Source organism: Propioniciclava sp. LT432, assembly GCF_059515965.1.
This window is the reverse complement of record NZ_JCAKNE010000012.1, coordinates 19,466-41,189: the sequence shown is the minus strand read 5'-3', so window position 1 is coordinate 41,189 and position 21,724 is coordinate 19,466. Positions and strand designations below refer to the sequence as shown.

The window sequence follows — 21,724 nt, the reverse complement described above, 5'->3', positions numbered from 1 at the left end:
TCCGGCATGACAGGCTGGGACCCATGCTCAGCCGTACCGATGCCGCAGCCCTCGCCGACCGCCTGCGCGAAGCCGCCTACACCTTCGCCGACACCACCGACCGGCTCGGCCCCGAGGCGACGGACGCGCTGGCCCGCAACACCACCTTCGCCGCGCGCGACGCCCTCGGCGACGCGGACGACGCGCAGGCGTCGCTGGTCCGGCTGTTCCTGCTGCACGACACCCTCACACCGGACGCCGCGGGCGCGGCCCTCGGCGACCTCGCGCCGCTCGAGGACGCCGGGATCGTGACCTCCACGGCGGACGGGGTGCGTGCCGCCCTGGAGATCCGCCCCTACGCGGCGGCGGGCGCGGGCGTGGACTTCGACGGCTGGATCACCGGTGACCTCATCCCGATCCTGGACGGGCGCCTCGGGCGGTCCCGGCCCGACTTCGTGCTGGGGGCCTCCCCGGCCTCGACGACGTTGGCACAGATGACGATCCGCCGACCCGTCGCACGAGCGCTCGACCTCGGGACGGGTTGTGGGGTCCAGAGCCTGCTGCTCGCCGGGCACGCCGACCACGTGGTCGCGACGGACCTCAACCCCCGCGCGGTCGCGATGGCGCGCCTCACCGCCGGGTTGAACGGGCTCGAGCTCGACGTCCGCGAGGGATCGCTCTACGAGCCGGTGGCCGACGAGTCGTTCGACCTGATCGTGACCAACCCCCCGTACGTGATGAGCCCGCCCATCGGGGAACGCCTGGTCTACCGCGAGGGGCTGTTCAGCGCCGATGACCTCGTCCGGAGGGTCGTCGTCGAGGGCGCCGACCGACTCGCACCCGGCGGAACCCTGCAGGTGCTGGGCAACTGGGCGAGCACCGCCGAGGAGCCGTGGGAGGAGCGGGTGCGCGGCTGGATCGAGCCGACCGGTTGCGACGCCCTCGTGCTCCAACGCGAATTCCTGGACCCGTACGAGTACATCGAGCTGTGGCTCAACGACGCCGGATGGATCGGCACCGACGAGTACGCACCGCGCTACCGGCAGTGGCTCGAGTACTTCGACTCCCTCGGCATCACGGGCGTCGGCATGGGGTGGATGATGCTGCACAAGGCGGGACGCCCCACCCCCGACGTCGTGGTGGAGGAGTGGCCGCACGCGGTCCATCAGCCACTGGGGGAGGCCTTCGCCGCCCACCAGTCCGGCGTGGCCGCCGCCGACGTCCCGGACGAGGCCCTGCTCGCCACGGCCTGGCGCCTCGACGACCGCATCGACGTCGAGACGCTCGGCCGCCCCGGTGCGGAGGATCCCGAGCACATCGTGTACCGCCAGCGGTACGGCTTCGGTCGGGCGGTCGAGGTCGACACCGCGCTCGGTGCCGTCCTGGGTGCCTGCGACGGTGACCTCACCGCGGGTCAGCTCATCGCCGCCGTCGCCAACATCCTGGAGGTCGGGGAGTCATCTTTGGCCGAGGACCTCACCCCGCGACTCCGCGAGCTGGTCCGCCAGGGTTACCTGCTCAGTTGAGCGGGCTGCTGCCCAGCGTGACCGCCTCCGTGTGCCGGACGCCCCGGGCGTCGGTCCACGCCAGGTCGACCGACTGGCCGGGCTCCAGGCTCGCCAGCACCGACGCGAGTTCGTCGTGCGTGGTCACGGCCCTGCCGTCGATGCCGGTGATGAGCGATCCCTCGGTGACGCCCGCGGCTGCCGCCGGTCCGTCCACCACGACGGATCCGACGACGAGACCCGAGGCACCCACCACACCCACCCCGAGGTGGGCGCGCGGGCCGACCTGGACCGAGCCGTCCTCCTGCCCCGACCGGATCCGCTCGACCACCGCGAGGGCGTCCTCGATCGGGACCGCGTAGCTCGCGGTGGTCACCGGAGCCCCCGCGGCACCGCCCCGGACGCCGCCCGGCGTGCGGGTCACCCGCTGCGAGCCGGCGGTGGTCATGCCGAGCACCTCGCCCTCGGCGTCCACCATCGCACCGCCCGAGTCGCCAGGGACTGCGGCGGCCGTCGTCTCGATGACGCCCTGCAGCGTCTCGGACCCTCCGGTCTCCTTGCCCACCGTGACGTCCTGGGACAGCGCGGTCACCCGACCCTCGGCCTTCACCAGTTCCCCGCCGCCCGACGCGTTGCCGATCGCGGTGACGGCGTCCCCCACGGACACCGGGTCCCGGTCGGGGGTGATCGTGGCCAGGGCCGAGGCGTCCGCCAACTGCAGCAGCGCGACGTCGGCGCTCGCGTCGTGGCCGACGACGGTCCCGGTGTAGGTGCGCCCGGTCGACGGGACCTCGACCAGGACCTCGGTGGAGCCCTCCACCACGTGGTAGTTCGTCAGGACCTGGCCGTCCGCCGTGAGCACCATGCCCGACCCCGCCGCCTCGCCGCCCGGCGTGGACGTCGTGATCAGCACGACCCCGGTGGTGGGGTCGAGCGGGGCGCGGAAGTCCTCCACCACGGTGGGGACGGTGGCGATGAGGGCCACGTTCGCGGCCAGCGTGGTGGCGATGAGGAGCGGCTTGTTCATGACCCCAGTCGAGCCCGCGATCCTGTGGGTCCGCTGTGGGTTGCCCCAAGCCCGGGTGTGAGTCAGTTCAGCGGGTTCGCGGCGACCGTGATGTCGGCCGACCGCTCGCGCCCGGCCGTCGTCTCCCACGTGATGGTGGTCGTCGAGCCCGGCTCGATCGTGTCGAGCACGTCGGACAGTTCGGAGCGCGTCGCGACGCGCTCGCCGTCCAGGGAGAGGATGAGGTCACCGGCCTTGAGGCCCGTGCGGATGGCGGGGGAGTCCTCGAGCACGCTGCGAACGCGCACCCCGGACGAGTCGTCCTGCTCGGCGATGATGCCCAGGTACGCCTTCGGGCCGATCACGACCGTGCCCGACTCGTCGCCCCGATTGATCTTGTCGACGACGGCCATCGCCTCCTCGATCGGGACGGCGTAGACCTGCTTCTCCTCGTCGGTGTTGCCCTCCGAGGGACTGCTGCCGGCCGTGGTCATGCCGAGCACCTCGCCCTCCGCGTCGAACATGGGGCCACCGGAGTCGCCGGGCCACGCGGGCGCGTTGGTCTCGATCAGGCCGTTCAGGCGCTGGGGCGGGTCGTTCTCGTTGGCGCCGCGGACGTTGATGGAGCGCCCCAGGGCGAGGATGTTGCCACGGTGCGCCGTGACGAACCCCTGGCCGTTGGCGTTGCCGGCGGCCACCACAATGTCGCCGACCCGCACGTCGTCGGCGTCGAGGGTGACCGGTTCCACGTTGCTGGCGGCGTCGAGCTGGAGCAGGGCGACATCCTTCGTGGCGTCGCGTCCGACCATCGTCGCGGTGTAGCGGCGCCCGCTGCTGGCGATGGTCACCGTGATCGACTCCGTCGAGCGGACCACGTGATAGTTCGTCAGGATCTGGCCGTCCTCGCTCAACACCATGCCCGTGCCTGCCACACCCTCGTTGGGTGTCTGCCCCGAGATGAGCACGACGCCGCGCCTCACGTCCTCGGTCACCACGACCGGGCCCACCGACTGCTCCGGGAGGGGGCGAGCGGATGCTGGGGGCGTCGCGGACGGGGAGGCGTCCTCACCGGGCGTGGCCTGGGGGACCGGCGCGAGGGTGGACTGCGGGGGTGCCGGCTCCAGGCGTTCCGCCCAGGTGGTGGTGGCCCCGACCACGGCGAAGGCCGTGCCGAACTGCGACACCATGGCGAGCACCACTCCGAGCATCACCAGCACCAGTGAGGGCGGACGCGACACCGGACGGGGGCGCGGAGGAGGCCAGGGGGCAGTCACGGATGCAGTCTAGGAGACGGTCAAGGCAACCCGGCAGCGTCCATGTTGTCGGGAGGCGCTACCATCCCGACTAGTCCAAGGGCGTACCCTCGGGCATTCCAGCAATCCCAGAGAGCAGATCGTGGCCACAGACACCAAGCGCCGACTCGTGATCGTCGAGTCCCCCGGCAAGGTGCGCAGCATTGCCCAGTACCTCGGCGAGGGGTACGTCGTCGAGGCGTCGATCGGCCACGTCCGCGACCTGCCCACCGGTGCCGCCGAGGTGCCGGCGAAGTACAAGGGTGAGAAGTGGGCGCGCACCGGCGTCAACATCGACAACGACTTCGAGCCGCTGTACGTGGTGCAGGCCGACAAGAAGGCCACGATCCGCAAGCTGAAGGATGCGCTGAAGGGCGTCGACGAGCTCTACCTCGCAACCGATGGTGATCGCGAGGGCGAGGCCATCGCATGGCACCTGTTGCAGGAGCTCAAGCCCACGGTGCCGGTCAAGCGCATGGAGTTCCACGAGATCACTCCGGAGGCCATCCGGGCCGCGGTCGCCGAGCCGCGGGCGCTCGACACCGACCTGGTCGACGCGCAGGAGACCCGACGGATCCTCGACCGCCTCTACGGCTACGAGGTCAGCCCCGTGCTGTGGAAGAAGGTCATGCCACGCCTGTCCGCGGGCCGCGTGCAGTCGGTCGCGACGCGCCTGGTCGTCGACAAGGAGCGCGAGCGCATGGCCTTCCGCTCGGCGAGCTACGCCGATCTCGAGGTCACCCTGGACGCCCAGGGCCACGAGCCCGACGCCTTCACCGCGCGTGTCGCGACCGCGGCCGGGCTCAAGGTCGCGTCGGGTCGCGACTTCGATTCCGGCGGCAAGCTGACCGCCAGGAACACCCTCCACCTCGACCTCGTCGGCGCCCGGGCGCTGGCGGACGCCCTCACCGGCGGTTCGGTCGTCGTCGATGCCGTGGAGGCCAAGCCGTACACGCGGCGTCCGTACCCGCCGTTCCGCACCACGACGCTGCAGCAGGACGCGGGACGCAAGCTCGGCTTCACGGCCCAGCGCACCATGTCGGTCGCCCAGTCGCTGTACGAGGGCGGATTCATCACCTACATGCGTACGGACTCGGTGACCCTGTCGGCCTCCGCGATCGCGTCGGCCCGTCACCAGGTCAAGGAGCTGTACGGCGCCAATTACGTGCCCGACAAGCCGCGCACCTACTCGTCCAAGGTGAAGAACGCCCAGGAGGCGCACGAGGCGATCCGGCCGGCGGGCGACCACTTCCGGACGCCGCAGGCGACGGGCCTGCGCGGCGACGAGTTCCGTCTGTACGACCTCATCTGGAAGCGCACCGTCGCCTCGCAGATGAAGGACGCCGAGGGCCAGACCGTCACCATCAGCATGACCGCCACGCCGGCGTCCGCCGTCGAGGTCGCGGACGCCACCACCGGTGAGCTGCGGCAGCTCGACCGCGCCGGGCTCACGGCGTCCGGCCGGACGATCACGTTCCCCGGGTTCCTCAAGGCGTACGTCGAGGCCCACGACGAGGGTGAGGCGGACGACGCGACCGCGAACCTGCCCGCCGTGAAGGCCGGCGAGACCCTGGCCGTCGCCGGGGTCGAGGCCGAGGAGCACGCCACGCGTCCGCCGGCCCGCTACACGGAGCCGTCGCTCGTCGCCAAGCTCGAGGAGCTCGAGATCGGCCGGCCGTCGACGTACGCGTCCATCATCCGGACGATCACCGCGCGCGACTACGTGTTCAAGAAGGGGTCGGCGCTCGTGCCGACCTGGCTCGCGTTCGCCGTCACGCGCCTGTTGGAGGAGCACTTCGGCGACCTCGTGGACTACCAGTTCACCGCCGGCATGGAGGACATCCTCGACGAGATCGCCAAGGGCAACGCCGATCGGGTCCAGACGCTGAAGAACTTCTACTTCGGCGGCGACGGCCGCGAGGGGCTCGAGTCGCTGGTCAACGACCTGGGCGAGATCGACGCCCGCGCCCTGTCGACCTTCTACCCCGTCGGCGGGGACGACTCGGACGTCGTCGTCCGCGTGGGCCGCTACGGCACCTATGTTGAGGACGCCGAGGGCAACCGCGCGAACGTCGAGGAGGACCTGCCCCCGGACGAGCTGACGCTGGACAAGGCCCGGGAGCTGCTCGCCACGCCCGCCGGCATGGAGCGCGAGCTCGGCGTGGACGAGGCGACCGGCAACCCGGTCGTCGCCAAGAACGGACGGTTCGGGCCCTACGTCACCGAGGTGCTGCCCGAGGGGTCGCCGAAGTCGGCGAAGCCGCGGACGGCGTCCCTGTTCAAGGAGATGTCGCTGGAGACCGTGACCCTGGAGCAGGCGCTGCAGCTCATGAGCCTGCCGCGCGTCGTGGGCCAGATCGACGGCGAGGACGTCACCGCCCAGAACGGCCGCTACGGGCCCTACCTCAAGAAGGGCACCGACTCGCGCTCCCTGGAGAACGAGGACCAGCTCTTCACGGTCACGCTGGAGGAGGCCACCGCGATCTTCGCGCAGCCGAAGACCCGCGGGCGCGGTCGTGCCGCCGCTGCACCGTTGAAGGAACTCGGCGCGGACCCGGTGTCCGGCAAGCCGATCGTCGTGAAGGACGGTCGGTTCGGGCCGTACGTCACCGACGGCGAGACCAACGCGACCCTGCGCAAGGGGGATTCGATCGAGGAGGTCACCCCCGAGCGGGCCGCCGAACTGCTCGCCGAGAAGCGCGCCAAGGGGCCCGCCCCGAAGAAGACCGCCACGCGTCGGACGACCACGACCACGCGCAAGGCGCCCGCGAAGAAGGCAGCAGCACCCAAGAAGTGAGCGGAGGGGTGCTGTGATCGACTTCATCGTCACGGTGGTCGAGGAGAACTTCGCGCTCATCCACGACTACTTCAAGAAGGACGAGCCGGCCGTCGAGTCGGACCTCGGCGAGCGCGCGGTCGTGAACGCCTGATCCTTTCAACACGCCACAGCCGAGGGGCGCCCTGCCAGCCGCGGGGCACCCCTTGCGTTGTGCGGGACGCCTCGCGCGCACCGCCGGCCCTCTCGGCGGCGTGCCGGAGGGCTGGGGTGTGATGGTTGGGGATCTCGACTGGGAGGCGCCCCTCAGGCCATGAGGGCGTACGCCAGCGCCAGCGGTGGCTGTGCAGGTCCTGGATCGGGGCGAGCAGCATCGGGCGGCGTGCCCGGTGCCATGTCCGGTTCCGCCCAGTCAGGTGGTTCTCGCCGCCACCAAGCGTGCTCGCTGGGTTCGGGCCGGCCGATCCGGATGGTTCCGGCTGGGGTGACCGCGAAGGTCCACCCGTGTGGTGAGGTCCATATGAGCAGGCCCGGCACGGGTTGCTCGCAGCCCCACCCGCCGTGGGTCTTCATGCGGTGCGTGAAGCTCGACAGCGGCGCCATGGCGTCCGGGTGCGTTTGCCCGGCACCGGGCCCAAGCTCGTGGTCGAACGGGATCGTGTGATCGGACTGGCACGAGGCCGCGCTGCGGCTGCCGTGGGGGAAGGCGTCCACGCCCCACCGCTCGTTCAGCACGCGTCGCATGCTGTCGTGCATCTGGTACGAATCACGGGCCGACAACCGACGCGCGTCCAGGACGGGGCGGACCACCACGCGGCAGCCGGCCAGCACATCGCCGAGCCGCTCGGTCAGGATGGCTCCCCAGCCGGCGACCGTGGCCGCGTCATCCAGCACCAGGTCGCCATCGGCGGCGGTCGCGTCCACGCGCACGACCAGCTCGGCCGGCCGCGGCAACTCCGACTGCCCCAAGGCGTTGCGGGCGAGGATGCCGACCGCGGCGGCCCGCCGTGCGTCCATGCTCACATCGGAGTCGAGGGTCTTCGCGATGGCGGACAGGGCGTGGTCGAACGCGACACCGTCGCCGGCGTCCAAACGGCCCCACAGGTCAACGTGACCATCGCGGATCTCCCCGACCCCGACACGCACGTCTCTCGCGGCGCTGGCGGCACGTTCAGCCGCCAGGGCCGGGTCGGCGAGCAGGATCCAGCGGTCGATCTGTCCGCGCACCCGCGACCACGGCTGCAGCCGCAGCGCGACGGCACAATGACCATCCACGAGCAGGCACGCGGCGGCGTCCAGGCCGGCCGTCACGCAGGCGTCGGCGACGCGGGCGGCCTCGTGGAAACGGATGTCGCCAGCGCACACGGCAGCCCACAAGGTGGGATGGCGGTGGCGCACGTTCAACACCGCGGCGATCCTGCCCATCGCGCTCGCCCGCGACACGCCCAGGACCGCGCCCAACTCGCCCGCCAGAAACTCGCCGAGGTGCGGGGTGCCATCGGCACCGCCGGAGACCCATCGTTCCGCCCCGGCCACGACGACCGACTCGTCGACCCGGTGGAGATCACAGGCGGCAGCGATGCCGAGCACCTGGGCGACCTCGCCGGCGATCACCATGCGCAGGCCCTCGTCGATCACCCCCAAGGCGTCGGCCACGCCGTCCAGCTGCAATGAATTATTCATACAAGCACTCTATTGACCCGCCCCGACAATTCATGAACGTAGGGACGCCTCACTGTTTGTGTCAGGAGATCGGTGACAGTTCTGTGTCAGGACATCGGTGACAATTCTGCGCCAGGACACCACCGACAATGTCTCCACGAACGCGCGCGCAGTACCGTGCCGACAACGCCACGAGAAGGGACTGCCATGAACGAGCCGTGCGACCACGTCGAGGGAGCGGATCCGGCACCGACGCCGTCCGCCAACGGCTGCGAGGACTGCCTGAGGACCGGCGACAGCTGGGTGCACCTGCGCCTCTGCCTCGAGTGCGGGCACGTCGGGTGTTGCGACAACTCGCCGAACAGGCACGCCACGGCGCACTTCCACGCGACGTCGCACCCGCTCATCCGCTCCTTCGAACCGGGCGAGGACTGGTGGTGGTGCTACGTCGACGAGGCCGCCTTCCAGGTTCCCGGCGCCCCGGCGGCGCCGTCCTACACCTGACGGACCAGCAGGGCCGGGATGACGTGCTCGGTCAGCATCGGTGAGAGTGAGGCGTCCGAGTCGTAGTCGAACCCGTCGTCGATGGGTAGCCACCGCAACTCCTCGATCTCAGCGGACGCCTCCGGTCGCCCCGGCAGCGGCGCGGTGAACACATCGGACGCGATGACCAGCCCGGGCTCGTTGGCGGCACCGGCCGTCCAGTGCCCCAGCAACGACACCGACGTGGCCTCGAGGGTGAGCGACACCTCCTCGGCCACCTCGCGCACGATCGCGGCCAGGTGGGTCTCACCCGGCTCCACCTTGCCCCCGGGCAGCATGAACCGCTCCGTGCCCTGCTTCCGTACCAGCAAGAGGTCCCCGCGCGTGTTGCGCAGGGTGATCGACACCACGAAGAAGTCGGGCTGGGGGCTGGGACGCACGCTCACGGCGTCCATCCAATCACTCCCTCGCACGCGGCCGGCTCGAGCGGGTTGAGGGATGGCCATCGTGATGAGGCGCCAGCCGTGCCCCAGCACGCACGGCCCACGCTGCGCGCCTCAGGAACAAGCAAGAAGGGGCCGGCCCCGTCGGGCCGGCCCCTCAGCTGGAGAAGATCAGGCGTTCTCGGCGCCCATCCCGGGGGCGACGAGGTCGTCCCGGCCGGCCAGGACGGCCTGCTCGACGCGGGAGCCGATGCCCTCGTCGACCGACTTCCAGTACCAGAACGCCCGCTCGAGGACCTCGCGGCGCCGGATGCCCGACAGCGCACCGGTCAGGGTCTCGACGAGGCGGTCACGGGCCGCATCGTCGAACACCTCGCGGACCATCGTGCCGGCCTGGCCGAAGTCGTCGTCCTCGGCGTGCAGCGCGTACGCCTGGCGGACCATCTCGCCGTCGGCCTCCCAGCCCTCGGCGATGGTGCCCTGCCAGTCGCTGTACCCACGGCCCAACGAGTTCGGGGCGTACACGGGGGCGCCGCCGGAGTGGTGGTACGCCTGGTTGCCGTCGAACATCCACTGGTTCACGGCCTCGAATCCGCCCTCGACGCCCTGGGGCTGGTTCACCGGGAGCTGGTGGAAGTTCGGGCCGATGCGGTAGCGCTGGGCGTCCGCGTAGGCGAACACGCGACCGAGGAGCATCTTGTCGGGGGAGACCCCCATGCCCGGAACCATGTTCGACGGCGCGAAGGCCGCCTGCTCGATCTGGGCGAAGAAGTTGTCCGGGTTCTTGTTGAGTTCCAGGACGCCGACCTCGTGCAGCGGGTAGTCGGCGTGCGGCCAGACCTTGGTGAGGTCGAACGGGTTGAACCGGTAGGTCTTGGCCTCCTCGTACGGCATGACCTGGACCGACAGCGTCCACTTCGGGAAATCGCCGCGCTCGATGGCGTCCCAGAGGTCGCGACGGTGGAACTCGGCGTCCTCACCGGCCAGGCGCGTGGCCTCCTCGCTGGAGAGGAACTCCATGCCCTGCTGCGTGTGGTAATGGAACTTCACCCAGAAGCGCTCGCCGGACGCGTTGACCCACTGGTAGGTGTGGGAGCCGTAGCCGTTCATGTTGCGCCACGTCCTGGGCAGGCCGCGATCACCCATGAGATAGGTGACCTGGTGGGCCGACTCGGGGGACAGGGTCCAGAAGTCCCACTGCATGTCGGCGTCGCGGAGGCCGTTGCTGGCGAGGCGCTTCTGCGAACGGATGAAGTGGGGGAACTTCATCGGGTCGCGGAGGAAGAAGATCGGCGTGTTGTTGCCGACGATGTCGAGGTTGCCCTCGGTCGTGTAGTGGCGCAGCGAGAAGCCGCGGACGTCGCGCCAGGTGTCGGGCGAGCCCAGCTCGCCGGCGACGGTGGAGAAGCGCAGGAGGGTCTTGGTCCGGGTGCCGGGCTGGAAGACGGCGGCCTTCGTCCACTGCGACACGTCCTGCGTCACCGTGAACGTGCCGAAGGCGCCGGCGCCCTTGGCGTGGGGGCGCCGCTCGACGACGTTCTCGCGGTTGAAGTGCGCGAGCGTCTCGACGAGGTGGACGTCGTGGAGGAGCAGGGGGCCGTCGGATCCGATGCTCAGGGAGTGGGCGTCGCTCTCAACCGGCGCGCCGCCGCTGGTGCGGGAGTGGTTCATCGTTGATTCCTTCCGTTCACAGTCGTCGTGGTCTGTCCCCGACAAGGTTCTCAGAGGAGAACACTTTTGGCAGCCCCTCCATTCCAGCCCCCCTCACCTGCCTCCACCTAGGATGAGCACCGTGCAGGGGATCTTCGTGGTGTTCGAGGGCGGCGACGGCGTCGGCAAGTCGACCCAGGCGGCCCTGCTGGCCGACTGGCTCACCGAGCAGGGGCGCGAGGTGGTCCGCACCTTCGAGCCCGGTGACGGCCCGGTCAACGCCCAGATCCGCCAGATCCTGCTGAGCCGTACCACCGAGAACCTCGCCCCCCGCGCGGAGGCCCTGCTGTTCGCGGCGGACAAGGCCCAACACGTCCACTCCATCGTCCGGCCCGCCCTCGAGCGGGGCGCGGTCGTCGTGTGCGACCGCTACGTCGACTCCACGCTCGCCTACCAGGGCGCCGGCCGCGTCCTCGACGTGCACGAGGTGGAGCGCATCAACTGGTGGGGCACGGACGACCTGCGTCCCGACCTCACGGTGCTCCTCGATCTCGCTCCCGAGACCGGGCTGGGAGCCATCGACGAGCACGACCGGATGGAGTCTGCCGGCGCGGCGTTCCACGAACGGGTCCGCGCGGGCTTCCTCGAACTCGCCGAACGACAGCCCGAGCGCTACCTCGTGCTGCCGGCCCGTCAGTCCGTCCAGACCATCGCCGCGCACGTGCGCGAGCGGGTGGCCGCGCTGCTCGACCGGGGCGAGGGCGAGGCCGAGGTCGGACGCCGCGGGCTCCTCTCCGCCCTCTTCGACCCCGAGCGGGAGCCCGGGACCGACGAAGTGTCAGCCGGACGCGACAGGCTGGGGGAGTGACCACCTCACCACCCGTCGGCTCCGGAGTCTGGGCCGACCTCGTCGGACAGGACCGCGCCGTCGAGGTGCTGCGCCGAGCGGTCACGGGGGAGCGGCACGCGATGACGCACGCCTGGCTCATCACCGGCCCGCCCGGTTCCGGCCGCTCGAACGCAGCGCGCGCCTTCGCCGCCGCCCTCCAGTGCAAGCAAGGGGGCTGTGGGGAGTGCAACGCCTGCCGGACGGCGCTGTCGGGGGCCCACCCCGACGTCACCCTCGTCCGCACCGAGCAGTTGTCCATCGGCGTCGACGAGGTGCGCGACCTGGTCCGGCGTGCCGCGATGTCGCCCACGCTCGGCGGTCGCCAAGTATTGGTGGTGGAGGACGCCGACCGCGTCACCGAGCGCGGGGCGGATGCCCTGCTCAAGGCGATCGAGGAGCCCGCGCCGCGCACCGTCTGGCTGCTCTGCGCCCCCACGCCCGAGGACGTGATCATCACCATCCGGTCCCGCAGCCGCCGGGTCGAACTCGCCACGCCCAGCGAGTCGGCGATCACCCAGTTGCTCGAGCAGCGCGACGGCGTCCCGAGCGAGATGGCGGCGCACGCCGCCCGGGTGGCCCAAGGGCACATCGGGCGGGCCCGTGCGATCGCCCGCAACGAGGACGCGCGTCGCCGGCGCAGCGAGATCCTGCACATCCCGGCCCAGTTGACCACGCTCGGCGCCTGCCTCCAGGCGGCCGCCAACCTGGTCGCCGCGGCGTCCGAGGAGGCGACCTCGGCGACCGAGGTGCTGGATGCGAAGGAGCGCACCGAACTCTCCGAGGCGCTCGGCATGACCACCAAGGGCGCGCGCCCGCGGTATGCCCAGGCGGCCCTCCGTGACCTGGAGGAGCAGCAGAAGGCGCGGGCCAAGCGCCTTCAGCGAGACGCGCTGGACCGCGTCCTGACCGAATTGACCGGCTACTACCGCGACGTCTTCGCCCTGCAGACGAAGGCGACCCAGCGGCTCATCAACGCCGACCTCGCCGTCGACCTCACCACCGTCGCGCGCCGGACCCACCCCGAGCAGACGATCGCGAAGCTCGACGCGATCCTGGCGTGCCGCGAGGCCCTCGAGACCAATGTGGCCCCCCTGCTGGCCATGGAGTCACTGATGATCAGCCTCCACGCGGCGTGAGTGTCGCTCCCGGGCTTCGGGGAGCGCCTTTGGGAGCATGGACATGGACGTACGCCCCTGCAGCAAAGGACTTCCCATGGCCGAGAACCGCAACAACGGAGTCGACGACCAGTCGTCGCGCACGGACCGGGATGCCGAACCCAAGCGTGCCCGCGCCGAGCAGCGCGCGGACGCCACCGCCCCCGTGACCGAGGGGGAGCGCGTCAGCGACCAGCCGCTGTTCCGCGAGGAGCATGACGAGCGGGCGGACGCGGCCCGCGCGCAGGCGGACGCCGAGCGCGAGCGTCTCATCGCCGAGCGCGCGGCCCGTCGCGAGGCCCGCCTGGCGGCGCTTGCCCCGACTCCCGAACCCGCGCCGCAGCCGCACGGCGTCCCGTCGCGCGCGGTGACCAACGCCGCCCAGCCGACCACCACCCCGGGCGGGGCCGTCGCTGCCGCCGAGGTGCCGACGCGTACCGAGACCGTGACCGTCGTCCAGCGCATCACCGACAAGTTCGCCGGTGCCCTGGGCCTGTTCCTGCTCCGCCTCGCGGTGGCTGCGATCGTGGGCATCCGGGGGCTGTACCACCTGCTCAACCTGCCGGCCACGACCGAGCAGATCCAGGGCACGATCCTGCCTTACCCGAGCGTCCTGGCCATCGTGCTGGGGGCGGGCGAGGTCGCCATCGCCATCGCCCTCGTCTTCGGCCTCCTGACCCGCCTGGCGGGCGTCGGGCTGATGATCGTGGCGGGGGCGACGCTGGCGTTCGTGCTGTGGGGTCCGTGGAGTCCCTTCGTCCCCGGGCATGCCGGGTTCACCGGTGAGCTGGAGGTGCTGCTCGTCGCCGCTGGTGCCCTGTTCCTGCTGGTCGGGGCGGGCGGATGGTCGGTGGACCGTGGCTTCCGCTCGCGGCGCTCGGAGACTCCGGCCGCCTGATCTTCTCAGTTTCACGCTGCGGGCCCGAGGTTGCTAGAGTGTGGCGTCGGTCCTCGCGGCCGCGCCACCTTAGCTCAGTTGGTAGAGCAACGCACTCGTAATGCGTAGGTCACCAGTTCGAATCTGGTAGGTGGCTCTCTCATGCCCGCGGAAGGGAAGCATGGCGACGCCCGACTTCATCCTGGAGCTGCGCCGGCACATCGGAACCACCCCCCTGTGGCTCTCCGGCGCCACCGCAGGGATCCATCGCACCGGCCCGGACGGCACGCCCGAGTGGCTGTTCGTCCGCCGGGCCGACACCGGCGAGTGGTCCATCGTGACCGGCATCGTCGATCCGGGCGAGCACCCGGCCGAGGCAGCCGCCCGAGAGGCCTGGGAGGAGGCGGACGTCGTCGTCGAGGTGGAGCGCCTCGTCTGGCAGGACGTCTCCCCGATGGTCACCTACGACAACGGCGACCGGTCGCAATACATCAACCACACGTTCCGTTGCCGCTGGGTCTCCGGCGAGCCGTACCCCGCCGACGGTGAGAACACCGAGGCGGCGTTCTTCCCCGAGGGCGGGTTCCCGGCGTTGCCGGAGGGCCACGTACGGGCGATGGGCGTCCTCTTGGCGAACGCCCCGGAGTGCGGTCTGGGTCCCCTACCAACGGCCGCTACGGCTGAGGTCATCATGCGAGACGAACATCTCACGTGATGAGATGCGCCGCATAATCTTTGGGTGAACGCAGAATCTCGCACCCTGTCACGTGAGGATCGCAGCGCCACCCTGGCCGTGACGATCTTCCCCCTGCTCGTCCTCGCCGCGGCCTTCTTCGGGTTCTTCAACGCCCTCGTGGCCCGCCAGCTCGGCCCGCACGTCAACACGTTGTTGATGATCATCATGTTCGGGATGGGCCTGACGCTCACCATCCCCGACTTCCGGCTGGTGCTGACGCGCCCCTGGCCGATCCTCATCGGGGTGGTCGCGCAGTACGTCATCATGCCCCTCGTGGGCGTCCTGGTGGCCTGGTTGCTCCAGCTGCCGCCGGAGTTGGCGGCCGGCGTCATCCTCGTCGGCTGTGCCCCGGGTGGGACCTCGTCGAACGTCGTCACGTACCTGTCGAAGGCCGACACGGCGCTCTCGGTGACGATGACCTCGGTGTCGACGCTCCTCGCCCCGATCCTGACGCCGACCCTCACGTTGCTGCTGGCCGGCCGGTACATGCCGATCGACGGCGGGGCGATGGCCCTGAGCATCCTGCAGATCGTCCTGATCCCGGTCGTCGGGGGGCTGGTCGTCCGCCTCCTGCTCCCGAAGGTGATCGAGCCCCTCCTCCCGGTCATGCCGTGGCTGTCCGTGGTCGCGATCTCGGGCGTCGTGGCGGCGGTCGTGGGCGGCTCGGCCGCCAAGGTCGTCTCCGCCGGCCTCATCGTGTTGGTGGCCGTCGTGCTGCACAACGGATTCGGCTACCTGCTCGGCTACCTCGCCGGCCGGGTGTTCTGCCAGCCCGAGCGCGTCGCGCGGACGATGTCCATCGAGGTCGGCATGCAGAACTCCGGCCTCGCCGCCGGCTTGGCCGCGCAGTTCCTCAACCCGGCGGCCGCCCTGCCCGGTGCGATCTTCTCCATCTGGCACAACCTCTCCGGCGCGCTGTTGGCGATGTTCTACCGGCGCTCCGCCGACCGTCACGACCGCGAGCGCACCGAGGTGGTCGCCGCGACGGCCTGAGCTCAGCGCAGCGCGTACGCGCGGAACAACACCGCGTGGGGCACACCCAGCGCCTGCCCGCCCACCCGCAGCATCTCGGGGATCATGTCCCCGGGGTCCGGGTGCTGGGGCAGGTCCGCGAGGTAGGCCTGGTGGGCCGCCAGGGAGGCGACGGAGGCCTCGACGTCGGCGTCCGACACCTCGACGCCGTGGGTGGGCTGAGCGGCTCCGGTGACCAGCAACCACGCCGGTCCCCACTTCGGCAGGTGCTCGTCGGCCGCCAACTCGGGGAACACCCAGGTGTTGTCGGCGTCCCGGCAGGCGTCCAGGGTCGCCAGACCAACAGCTCGGTGATCGGCCTGGTTGAGCCCCCACGGCACCTCGACCTCCCAGGTGCCGGTGACGACGGCGTCCGGTCGGAACCGCCGGATCTCGCGGGCGATGTCCCTGCGCAGGCCCAGGTTCGGCACGAGCATCCCGTCGGGGTGGTGGAGGATCGTCAGGTCGGCCACGCCCACGAGGTCGCACGCCTCGCGCTGCTCGCGGGCACGAACCGCCCGGGCGACCTCGGGCTTCGCCTTCATGCCCGCCTCGCCGCCGGTCAGCAGCAGGTAGGCGACCTCGACGCCCCGCCGCGTCCAGTGGCGGACGGCCGCCGAGGCTCCGTACTCCATGTCGTCGGGGTGGGCCACCACGCAGAGCACACGGGTGAAGTCCTCAGGAAGCCGCTCGAGCGTGGGCACGTCCATGGGGAGAGGCTACGCGGCCCTCGCCCTCGAGCGCTCCACCGCCGCACGAAGCCCGGCGACGTCGACCCAGCGCCCGAACACGGGGCCGTCCCCCTCGAGGTGGCGTCCGTCGGCGAGCGTCAGCTCGACGGGGTCGAAGCCCAGCGCGTCCAACAGGGCGGCGACGGCCCCGCGCGCCTCGACGTCATCGGACGCCGCGGCCACGGCCCGGCGCTCGGGATGGCCCGCGGGACGGGCGTCCGTCTCCATGTCGTGGTAGCCGAGGTGGTTGAGGGACTTCACCAGCCGCATCTGGGGGTTGAGCGACTGCACCCAAGCGCTGCTGGAGGGGGCCTGCGCGACGCCGCGCAACTCGCCATCGACGGGGTACCAGTGGTTCATGGCGTCGACGACGACCTTGCCGGAGAGGCTCGTCAGATCGACGGTGTGGATCTTCGACAGAGGGACGGCCAGCACGACGATGTCGGCTCCCGCGACGACCTCGGCCTCGGGCAGCAGGTGCGCGCCCGGCAGCATGGTCTCGACGATCAAGCCCTGCAGGGGGCGGGTGGGGCTGGCGGAGACCAGGACGTCCCACCCCGCCTGGAGGGCCAGGCGTCCGAGCGCCGTCCCCACCTTGCCGGCCCCGATGATCCCCAGTCGCTTCTCCACGACTGTGCCAACGGTTCGGGCCCCTCCGGCATTCCCGTCCCCCGGGTCATCCCTGAGAGGGACTACGGCGGGGGGCGCTTGTCGGCGGCGGGGGTTACGGTTGAGGTGACCCCGAAACTAGGAGCTTCCATGCGTCGGCTCTGCCGAATCGTCTCCGTCCTCATCGCCACCCTGGCCTTGTCGCTTGGCCTCGTGCCGGTGGCCCACGCCGAGGACGACACCCCCCGCGAATGGCGGATCACCCGTTACGACGTGCAGGTCGCGGCCGCGGCCGACGGGACGAACCAGGTCCGCATCGAGTTCGACTTCCACTTCGGTGGCACCGCCGGCCACGGGCCCATCCTGTACTACCCGCTGCAGCAGCGCGTCGAGGGCGACCCGGACGTCTGGCGGATGGTCGACATGACGATCGGCGAGGTGTCCAGTCCCTCGGGTGCGCCCGCTGACACCCAGGTGTCCAGGGAGGACGGGAACCTGATCGTCCGGATCGGACGTGAGAACACCGAGGTGCGCGACACCCAGACCTACGTCGTCAACTACACCGCGCGGGGCCTGATCGCGCCCCGGCACGCGACGAGCGGCCTGGACGAGTTCAACTGGAACGTCATCGGCACCGGCTGGGTGGTGCCCATCGACCAGGTGACCGCGCGGATCACCGGCCCCGTCGGGGTCACGCGGGTCGCCTGCTTCTCCGGCAGCGCCTACGACCAGCCCTGCGAGGCCACCTCCGACGGCGCCGTCGCCCAGTTCTCGGCAGCAGACCTGCGACCGGGGGAGGGCGTCCAAATCGTCGCCGGCTTCCCGGCCGGCACGTTCGTCGGCGCCGAGCCGCGCTTCACCAAGCGCTACCACGTCGGCAACGTGGTTCCGGTGAATCCGCTCAGCGTGGGGCTCACGGCTGCGCTGACCATCCTGGGCATCGGGGTGGTCGTGCTCAAGGCGCGTCGGTGGTCCCGCGACGAGGTGTACCTGGGCCTGACCCCGGGTGTCCGACCGGCGCCGGGCGAGGAGGCCCGGGTCGCGTTGACCAACCAGAAGGCTCCCGTGACCGTCCAGTTCACGCCGCCCAAGGGGGCAGCCGTCGGTGAGGTTGGCGTCCTGCTCGACACGCGCGCCGACAACGTCGACGTGACCGCCACGATCCTCGACCTGGCCGCACGCGGCCACTACCAGATCGTGGAGGACGGCAAGCACTGGCGCTTCCAGCGGCGGGCGACGCACGACCCCTTGACCCGTGCCGAGAAGCACATCGTCGACACGCTCTTCAAGAGCGGCAACACGGTCTCCACCAAGGATCTGAAGGACAAGCGCTACCACCAGCTGCTGCCCGGAGCCCGCACGCGCCTGATGGACCGCGTGGTCAAGGAGCTCCACTGGTTCAAGGGCAGCCCGCAGGTCGCCCAGGGGCTCGCCCTCGTCGGCGCCGTCCTCCTGATCCTCGCGGGCATCGCGATCGGGGCCGTGCTGGGCTTCGCGTTCGGCCTCGGGTTGGTCGGCCTCGCCCCGGTGATCGCCGGCCTCGTGTTGGCCCCACTGGCGTTCAAGGCCGGACGCCGTACCGCTGAGGGCTCCGCGGTCCTGGCCCAGGCCAAGGGCTTCGAGCTGTACCTCCGCACCGCCGAGGCCGACCAGATCAAGTTCGAGGAGGGCATCGACGTGTTCTCCCGCTACCTGCCCTGGGCGACGATCTTCGGCGTGGCCGAGCGCTGGTCCAAGTTGTTCGAGCAGTTGGCCGCCGAGGGGCGCTACACCCCGACCGACTGGTACGTGGGCCACAGCCTCTACCAGGGCGCCTACTTCTCCGCGGCCATGAACAACCTCACCCATGAGCTGAGTTCCTCGATGCAGCAGGCGATGGCCTCGCAGCAGGCCGCGACCGCGGGCTCGTCCGGCGGATCGGGCTTCTCCGGCGGCGGCGGCTTCGGTGGAGGTGGCGGCGGGGGCTGGTGACGTTCCCGGGCGGATGACCTCAATGGCCCAGGCCACAGAACGATGGCCGCCGCTCTCACTGCAGCGGGCTTCGTCCCGAACCAAGCACCCTGACGTTCCTCCACGGGGCACGAGCGCCGCGGCGCTGCGCGCGGGGATCTCCGCAGGAACGGTGGAACGATTTCACCGGGCCCGGGGTTACATTGGAGCGATGAGGTCCCCACGTGATTGGGCACTTGAGGCGGAAGAGCATCCTCGGCTCCCGCCCGGCACGGAGGAACGTGTCTCGGGCTATGGCGTCATGGGACAGCCGTTCGCATCCGGGCACGTGCTCGGGCTGCGTCGCTGGACGGCGTCCTCGGTCGGCGAGCAGTTCACCTCCATCTGGCATCGGGACCCCGACGGCATCTGGCACTTCTACGAGTCCGCCCAACCCACCTTCGCGTGTTCGCGCTGGTTCGGTCACGGTGTGCAGGAGTCCGTCGTCGTCGACATCGATGTCACGTGGGAGGCACCGTACGCCCTGCGCGTGACCTCACCGGGACTCCTGGACTGGTCGCTGACACTCGACAGTTCCCCCATGACCCGAGTGATGAGTGGCGTTGGCGGGGTGTTGCCTCTGGGCGCTTGGCGGTCTGCAACGATGCTGAGGGCGATGGGAGCCGTCGCCTCGTCGACGTTGGGTGTCGGGAAGGTGAGCATGACGGGGCTGACGTCGAATGGCCTCCCGTTCGACGCGAACCCGCAACGCATCTGGCGGGTGGTCGATGCGGCGGCGACGATCAACGGGCAGGACGCGGGGCGTCCCGCGCCGCTGGGCGAACAGGCGCACCTCGGCGATTTCTGGATTCCGCAGCGCGGGATCTTCGCCATGGGACGTGTTTTCGTCGGATCTGAGCGGGCTTCCTGACCCCGGGCGCATCCCCCGTTCGTCGTGCCGGGAGCGTGCCGCGCTCGGGCCCCGGAGTTACAGTGGCGCATGTCCGCCACCCGCATCCACAACTTCTCGATTTCACTCGACGGGTTCGCCACCGGGGAACCACAGTCCCTCGACGCGCCGTTCGGGCACGCCGGTGAACGCCTCCACGAATGGATGTTCGCCACCCGTTTCTGGGACCCCAGCGGCCGCGCCGGTGTCGACAACGCGTTCGCCGAGCGGCACACCCCGGGCATCGGTGCCGAGATCATGGGGGCCAACAAGTTCGGACCCCCGGGCTGGCAGGACGATGCCGCCTGGATGGGCTGGTGGGGCAGCAACCCGCCGTTCCACACCCCCACCTTCGTGCTCACGCACCGCCCCCGACCGTCCCAGGAGATGGCGGGCGGCACCACGTTCCACTTCATCGCCCAATCGCCTGTCGAGGCACTCGCGACCGCGCGCGCCGCAGCCGAGGGGAGGGATGTTCGAATCGGCGGTGGCGCGACCGTGGTCAACGCTTTCCTGGCCGCCGGCCTCGTCGACCACATGCACGTGGTTCAGGTACCCCTGCTTCTCGGCCGCGGCGTCCGACTGTGGGACGGACTCGAGGGACTCGAGAACCAGTACGACGTGGAGGCGGTTTCCTCCCCCAGCGGTGTCACGCACCTGACGTTCACCCGCAAGGCGGGCGACGCCATGACGGGGCAGCGTCACCTTCAGTGAGCCTGTCCTGGGCCTCCACGATCTGGGCGCCGCGGTGCAAGATGTCGTGATGGGCGGCCGGGAGTTCGATGTCGTGTTGTTGGGGGCGAGCGGGTTCGTCGGCTCGTTGGTGGCCGGTCACCTGGCGGTGGCGGCGGGTCCCGAGGTCCGGGTGGCGCTGGCGGGCCGGTCCCGGGCCAGGTTGGAGGCGTTGCGCAGTCAGCTGCCCGGGCCCGCCCATGCCTGGGACCTGATCACGGTCGACGCGACTGACAGCGCGGGCCTGCGCGGATTGGCTTCCCGAACGAAGGTGCTGGCCACCACGGTGGGGCCGTACGACCGCGACGGTCGCCAAGTCGTCAGGGCCGCGGCCGAGGAGGGCACGCACTACGCGGACCTGACCGGAGAGTTGGGGTTCGTGCGATGGACCTTGGACGAGGTCGACCCGATCGCCCGCCGGTCGGGGGCGCGGATCGTCCACTCATGCGGCTTCGATTCGATCCCCTCGGACCTCGGGGTGCTGTCGGTGGCTGAGCGCGCAGCGCTCGACGGGCAGGGGACCCTGGAGGAGACCACGCTGCGGGTGGTCGGGATGAGGGGCGGCCTTTCGGGCGGAACCATCGATTCGGCCCGCCAGCAGGTGATCAGGGCCCGGGCGGATCCAGCCCTCCGCAGGTTGTTGGCGGACCCCTTTGCGCTGAGCCCACGTCCCGGCCAAGAGCCGGCCGCACCCCCCGGCCGCAAGGTGCTGGTCCCCATCGAGCGGGATGAGTCCGGCCATTGGCTGGGCCCGTTCGTCATGGCCGGCTACAACACCCGCGTGGTCCGCCTGTCGAACGCGCTGTCCGAGTGGGCCTACGGACGGGGAGTCCGGTACCGGGAAGTGGTCGACTTCGGCGCAGGCCCCCGGGCGCTGGTCCGGGCCGTCGCGACGGCGGTGGCCCTGGCCGGCGCTGCTGGCGGGCTGGCCTGGGCACCGACCAGAGCCGTGCTGGACCTGATCCTGCCCAAGCCCGGGGAGGGGCCAACCGCGGAACAGCGTGCCGCCGGACACTTCCGGATGGAGATCACCGCCAGCACCAGCACCGGAGCCCGCTACCGCGGCACAGTGGCCGCCGGCCAGGACCCGGGGTACGGCGCCACCGCGATCATGCTGGGCCAGAGCGCCCTGTGCCTGGCCCTCGACCAAGCCCGTCTCCCACCGCGCACCGGCGTCCTCACCCCCGCCACCGCCATGGGGAGCGTGCTGGCAAGCCGCCTGCGGACCCACGGGTTGACCTTCGACGTCGCTCGCATCGACAGGTCAACCCACCTGTATCGGACTGAGTCCGGAAGTCCGTAGGATCGAGC

Annotated in this window: 19 protein-coding genes and 1 tRNA gene; 13 read left to right on the top strand and 7 right to left on the bottom strand. The window is 70.7% G+C overall.

The genetic code is table 11. The annotated features are described in order from the left end of the window. Nucleotides 1–23: 23 nt before the first annotated feature. On the top strand, nt 24–1,505 hold the full coding sequence (locus AC5YDV_RS08120; RefSeq protein ID WP_496182711.1) for a methyltransferase: 1,482 nt from the start codon (nt 24–26) through the stop codon (nt 1,503–1,505). Here the strand turns inward: AC5YDV_RS08120 and AC5YDV_RS08115 are convergent. Next, nucleotides 1,498–2,511 carry a S1C family serine protease gene (locus AC5YDV_RS08115; protein WP_496182710.1) on the bottom strand — a complete coding sequence of 338 codons (1,014 nt, stop codon included), beginning with the start codon at nt 2,509–2,511 and terminating at the stop codon, nt 1,498–1,500. The genes AC5YDV_RS08120 and AC5YDV_RS08115 overlap by 8 nt on opposite strands. A gap of 62 nt (nt 2,512–2,573) precedes the next feature. Continuing rightward, the gene (locus AC5YDV_RS08110; protein WP_496182709.1) at nt 2,574–3,764 is read right to left on the bottom strand and encodes a S1C family serine protease; all 1,191 of its coding nucleotides are present in this window, start codon (nt 3,762–3,764) and stop codon (nt 2,574–2,576) included. A gap of 121 nt (nt 3,765–3,885) precedes the next feature. Between AC5YDV_RS08110 and topA the strand changes: the two genes are divergently transcribed. Then, on the top strand, nt 3,886–6,579 hold the full coding sequence (topA, locus tag AC5YDV_RS08105; protein WP_496182708.1) for a type I DNA topoisomerase: 2,694 nt from the start codon (nt 3,886–3,888) through the stop codon (nt 6,577–6,579). 285 nt (nt 6,580–6,864) lie between these two features. Here topA and AC5YDV_RS08100 read toward each other — a convergent pair whose 3' ends face one another. Further along, nucleotides 6,865–8,241, bottom strand: coding sequence for a DUF222 domain-containing protein (locus AC5YDV_RS08100; protein ID WP_496182707.1), 1,377 nt, complete (start codon nt 8,239–8,241; stop codon nt 6,865–6,867). A gap of 186 nt (nt 8,242–8,427) precedes the next feature. Between AC5YDV_RS08100 and AC5YDV_RS08095 the strand changes: the two genes are divergently transcribed. Next, entirely contained in the window at nt 8,428–8,724 is a 297-nt protein-coding gene (locus AC5YDV_RS08095) for a ubiquitin carboxyl-terminal hydrolase 14 (RefSeq protein WP_496182706.1), read from the top strand. On the opposite strand, the gene AC5YDV_RS08090 is transcribed toward AC5YDV_RS08095, so the two are convergent. Continuing rightward, nucleotides 8,715–9,149 carry an NUDIX hydrolase gene (locus AC5YDV_RS08090; RefSeq protein ID WP_496192464.1) on the bottom strand — a complete coding sequence of 145 codons (435 nt, stop codon included), beginning with the start codon at nt 9,147–9,149 and terminating at the stop codon, nt 8,715–8,717. The two genes, AC5YDV_RS08095 and AC5YDV_RS08090, sit on opposite strands and share 10 nt — an antisense overlap. 168 nt (nt 9,150–9,317) lie before the next feature. Then, nucleotides 9,318–10,817, bottom strand: coding sequence for a catalase (locus AC5YDV_RS08085; RefSeq protein ID WP_496182704.1), 1,500 nt, complete (start codon nt 10,815–10,817; stop codon nt 9,318–9,320). A 121-nt stretch (nt 10,818–10,938) separates the two neighbouring features. Here AC5YDV_RS08085 and tmk point away from each other — a divergent pair, with 121 nt between their 5' ends. The 6 genes from tmk to AC5YDV_RS08055 all read left to right on the top strand — a co-directional run bounded on the left by tmk (nt 10,939) and on the right by AC5YDV_RS08055 (nt 15,445). After that, nucleotides 10,939–11,664: a dTMP kinase gene (gene tmk / locus AC5YDV_RS08080; RefSeq protein WP_496182703.1), complete on the top strand. Its 726-nt coding sequence runs from the start codon at nt 10,939–10,941 to the stop codon at nt 11,662–11,664. Continuing rightward, nucleotides 11,661–12,821, top strand: coding sequence for a DNA polymerase III subunit delta' (locus tag AC5YDV_RS08075; protein ID WP_496182702.1), 1,161 nt, complete (start codon nt 11,661–11,663; stop codon nt 12,819–12,821). The genes tmk and AC5YDV_RS08075 overlap by 4 nt, the downstream gene beginning before the upstream one ends. A gap of 76 nt (nt 12,822–12,897) precedes the next feature. Continuing rightward, entirely contained in the window at nt 12,898–13,737 is an 840-nt protein-coding gene (locus AC5YDV_RS08070) for a DoxX family protein (RefSeq protein ID WP_496182701.1), read from the top strand. 63 nt (nt 13,738–13,800) lie between these two features. Continuing rightward, nucleotides 13,801–13,873, top strand: a tRNA-Thr gene (locus AC5YDV_RS08065). Between the two features lie 24 nt (nt 13,874–13,897). Continuing rightward, entirely contained in the window at nt 13,898–14,431 is a 534-nt protein-coding gene (locus AC5YDV_RS08060) for an NUDIX domain-containing protein (protein WP_496182700.1), read from the top strand. Between the two features lie 24 nt (nt 14,432–14,455). Then, nucleotides 14,456–15,445 (top strand): bile acid:sodium symporter family protein, encoded by a 990-nt coding sequence (locus tag AC5YDV_RS08055; RefSeq protein WP_496182699.1) that lies wholly within the window; start codon nt 14,456–14,458, stop codon nt 15,443–15,445. Between the two features lie 2 nt (nt 15,446–15,447). Here AC5YDV_RS08055 and AC5YDV_RS08050 read toward each other — a convergent pair whose 3' ends face one another. Both AC5YDV_RS08050 and AC5YDV_RS08045 read right to left on the bottom strand, forming a co-directional pair. After that, nucleotides 15,448–16,173: a PIG-L deacetylase family protein gene (locus tag AC5YDV_RS08050; RefSeq protein WP_496182698.1), complete on the bottom strand. Its 726-nt coding sequence runs from the start codon at nt 16,171–16,173 to the stop codon at nt 15,448–15,450. A gap of 9 nt (nt 16,174–16,182) precedes the next feature. After that, entirely contained in the window at nt 16,183–16,824 is a 642-nt protein-coding gene (locus AC5YDV_RS08045) for an NADPH-dependent F420 reductase (RefSeq protein ID WP_496182697.1), read from the bottom strand. A 129-nt stretch (nt 16,825–16,953) separates the two neighbouring features. Here AC5YDV_RS08045 and AC5YDV_RS08040 point away from each other — a divergent pair, with 129 nt between their 5' ends. The 4 genes from AC5YDV_RS08040 (at nt 16,954) to AC5YDV_RS08025 (ending at nt 21,716) form a co-directional block, all read left to right on the top strand. Continuing rightward, nucleotides 16,954–18,774 (top strand): DUF2207 domain-containing protein, encoded by a 1,821-nt coding sequence (locus AC5YDV_RS08040; RefSeq protein WP_496182696.1) that lies wholly within the window; start codon nt 16,954–16,956, stop codon nt 18,772–18,774. A 280-nt stretch (nt 18,775–19,054) separates the two neighbouring features. Beyond that, the gene (locus AC5YDV_RS08035) at nt 19,055–19,663 is read left to right on the top strand and encodes a hypothetical protein (protein ID WP_496182695.1); all 609 of its coding nucleotides are present in this window, start codon (nt 19,055–19,057) and stop codon (nt 19,661–19,663) included. A 69-nt stretch (nt 19,664–19,732) separates the two neighbouring features. Then, on the top strand, nt 19,733–20,395 hold the full coding sequence (locus AC5YDV_RS08030; RefSeq protein WP_496182694.1) for a dihydrofolate reductase family protein: 663 nt from the start codon (nt 19,733–19,735) through the stop codon (nt 20,393–20,395). A gap of 49 nt (nt 20,396–20,444) precedes the next feature. Next, on the top strand, nt 20,445–21,716 hold the full coding sequence (locus AC5YDV_RS08025) for a saccharopine dehydrogenase family protein (protein WP_496182693.1): 1,272 nt from the start codon (nt 20,445–20,447) through the stop codon (nt 21,714–21,716). Nucleotides 21,717–21,724 lie beyond the last annotated feature (8 nt).

Bases quoted from the DNA above. Each gene is read 5' to 3' on its own strand.
- AC5YDV_RS08120 (WP_496182711.1), top strand. From the start codon at position 24: ATGCTCAGCCGTACCGATGCCGCAGCCCTCGCCGACCGCCTGCGCGAA.
- AC5YDV_RS08115 (WP_496182710.1), bottom strand. From the start codon at position 2,511: ATGAACAAGCCGCTCCTCATCGCCACCACGCTGGCCGCGAACGTGGCC.
- AC5YDV_RS08040 (WP_496182696.1), top strand. From the start codon at position 16,954: ATGCGTCGGCTCTGCCGAATCGTCTCCGTCCTCATCGCCACCCTGGCC.
- AC5YDV_RS08025 (WP_496182693.1), top strand. From the start codon at position 20,445: ATGGGCGGCCGGGAGTTCGATGTCGTGTTGTTGGGGGCGAGCGGGTTC.
- AC5YDV_RS08085 (WP_496182704.1), bottom strand. From the start codon at position 10,817: ATGAACCACTCCCGCACCAGCGGCGGCGCGCCGGTTGAGAGCGACGCC.
- AC5YDV_RS08030 (WP_496182694.1), top strand. From the start codon at position 19,733: ATGTCCGCCACCCGCATCCACAACTTCTCGATTTCACTCGACGGGTTC.
- AC5YDV_RS08060 (WP_496182700.1), top strand. From the start codon at position 13,898: ATGGCGACGCCCGACTTCATCCTGGAGCTGCGCCGGCACATCGGAACC.
- AC5YDV_RS08050 (WP_496182698.1), bottom strand. From the start codon at position 16,173: ATGGACGTGCCCACGCTCGAGCGGCTTCCTGAGGACTTCACCCGTGTG.
- AC5YDV_RS08070 (WP_496182701.1), top strand. From the start codon at position 12,898: ATGGCCGAGAACCGCAACAACGGAGTCGACGACCAGTCGTCGCGCACG.
- AC5YDV_RS08035 (WP_496182695.1), top strand. From the start codon at position 19,055: ATGGGACAGCCGTTCGCATCCGGGCACGTGCTCGGGCTGCGTCGCTGG.
- AC5YDV_RS08095 (WP_496182706.1), top strand. From the start codon at position 8,428: ATGAACGAGCCGTGCGACCACGTCGAGGGAGCGGATCCGGCACCGACG.
- AC5YDV_RS08100 (WP_496182707.1), bottom strand. From the start codon at position 8,241: ATGAATAATTCATTGCAGCTGGACGGCGTGGCCGACGCCTTGGGGGTG.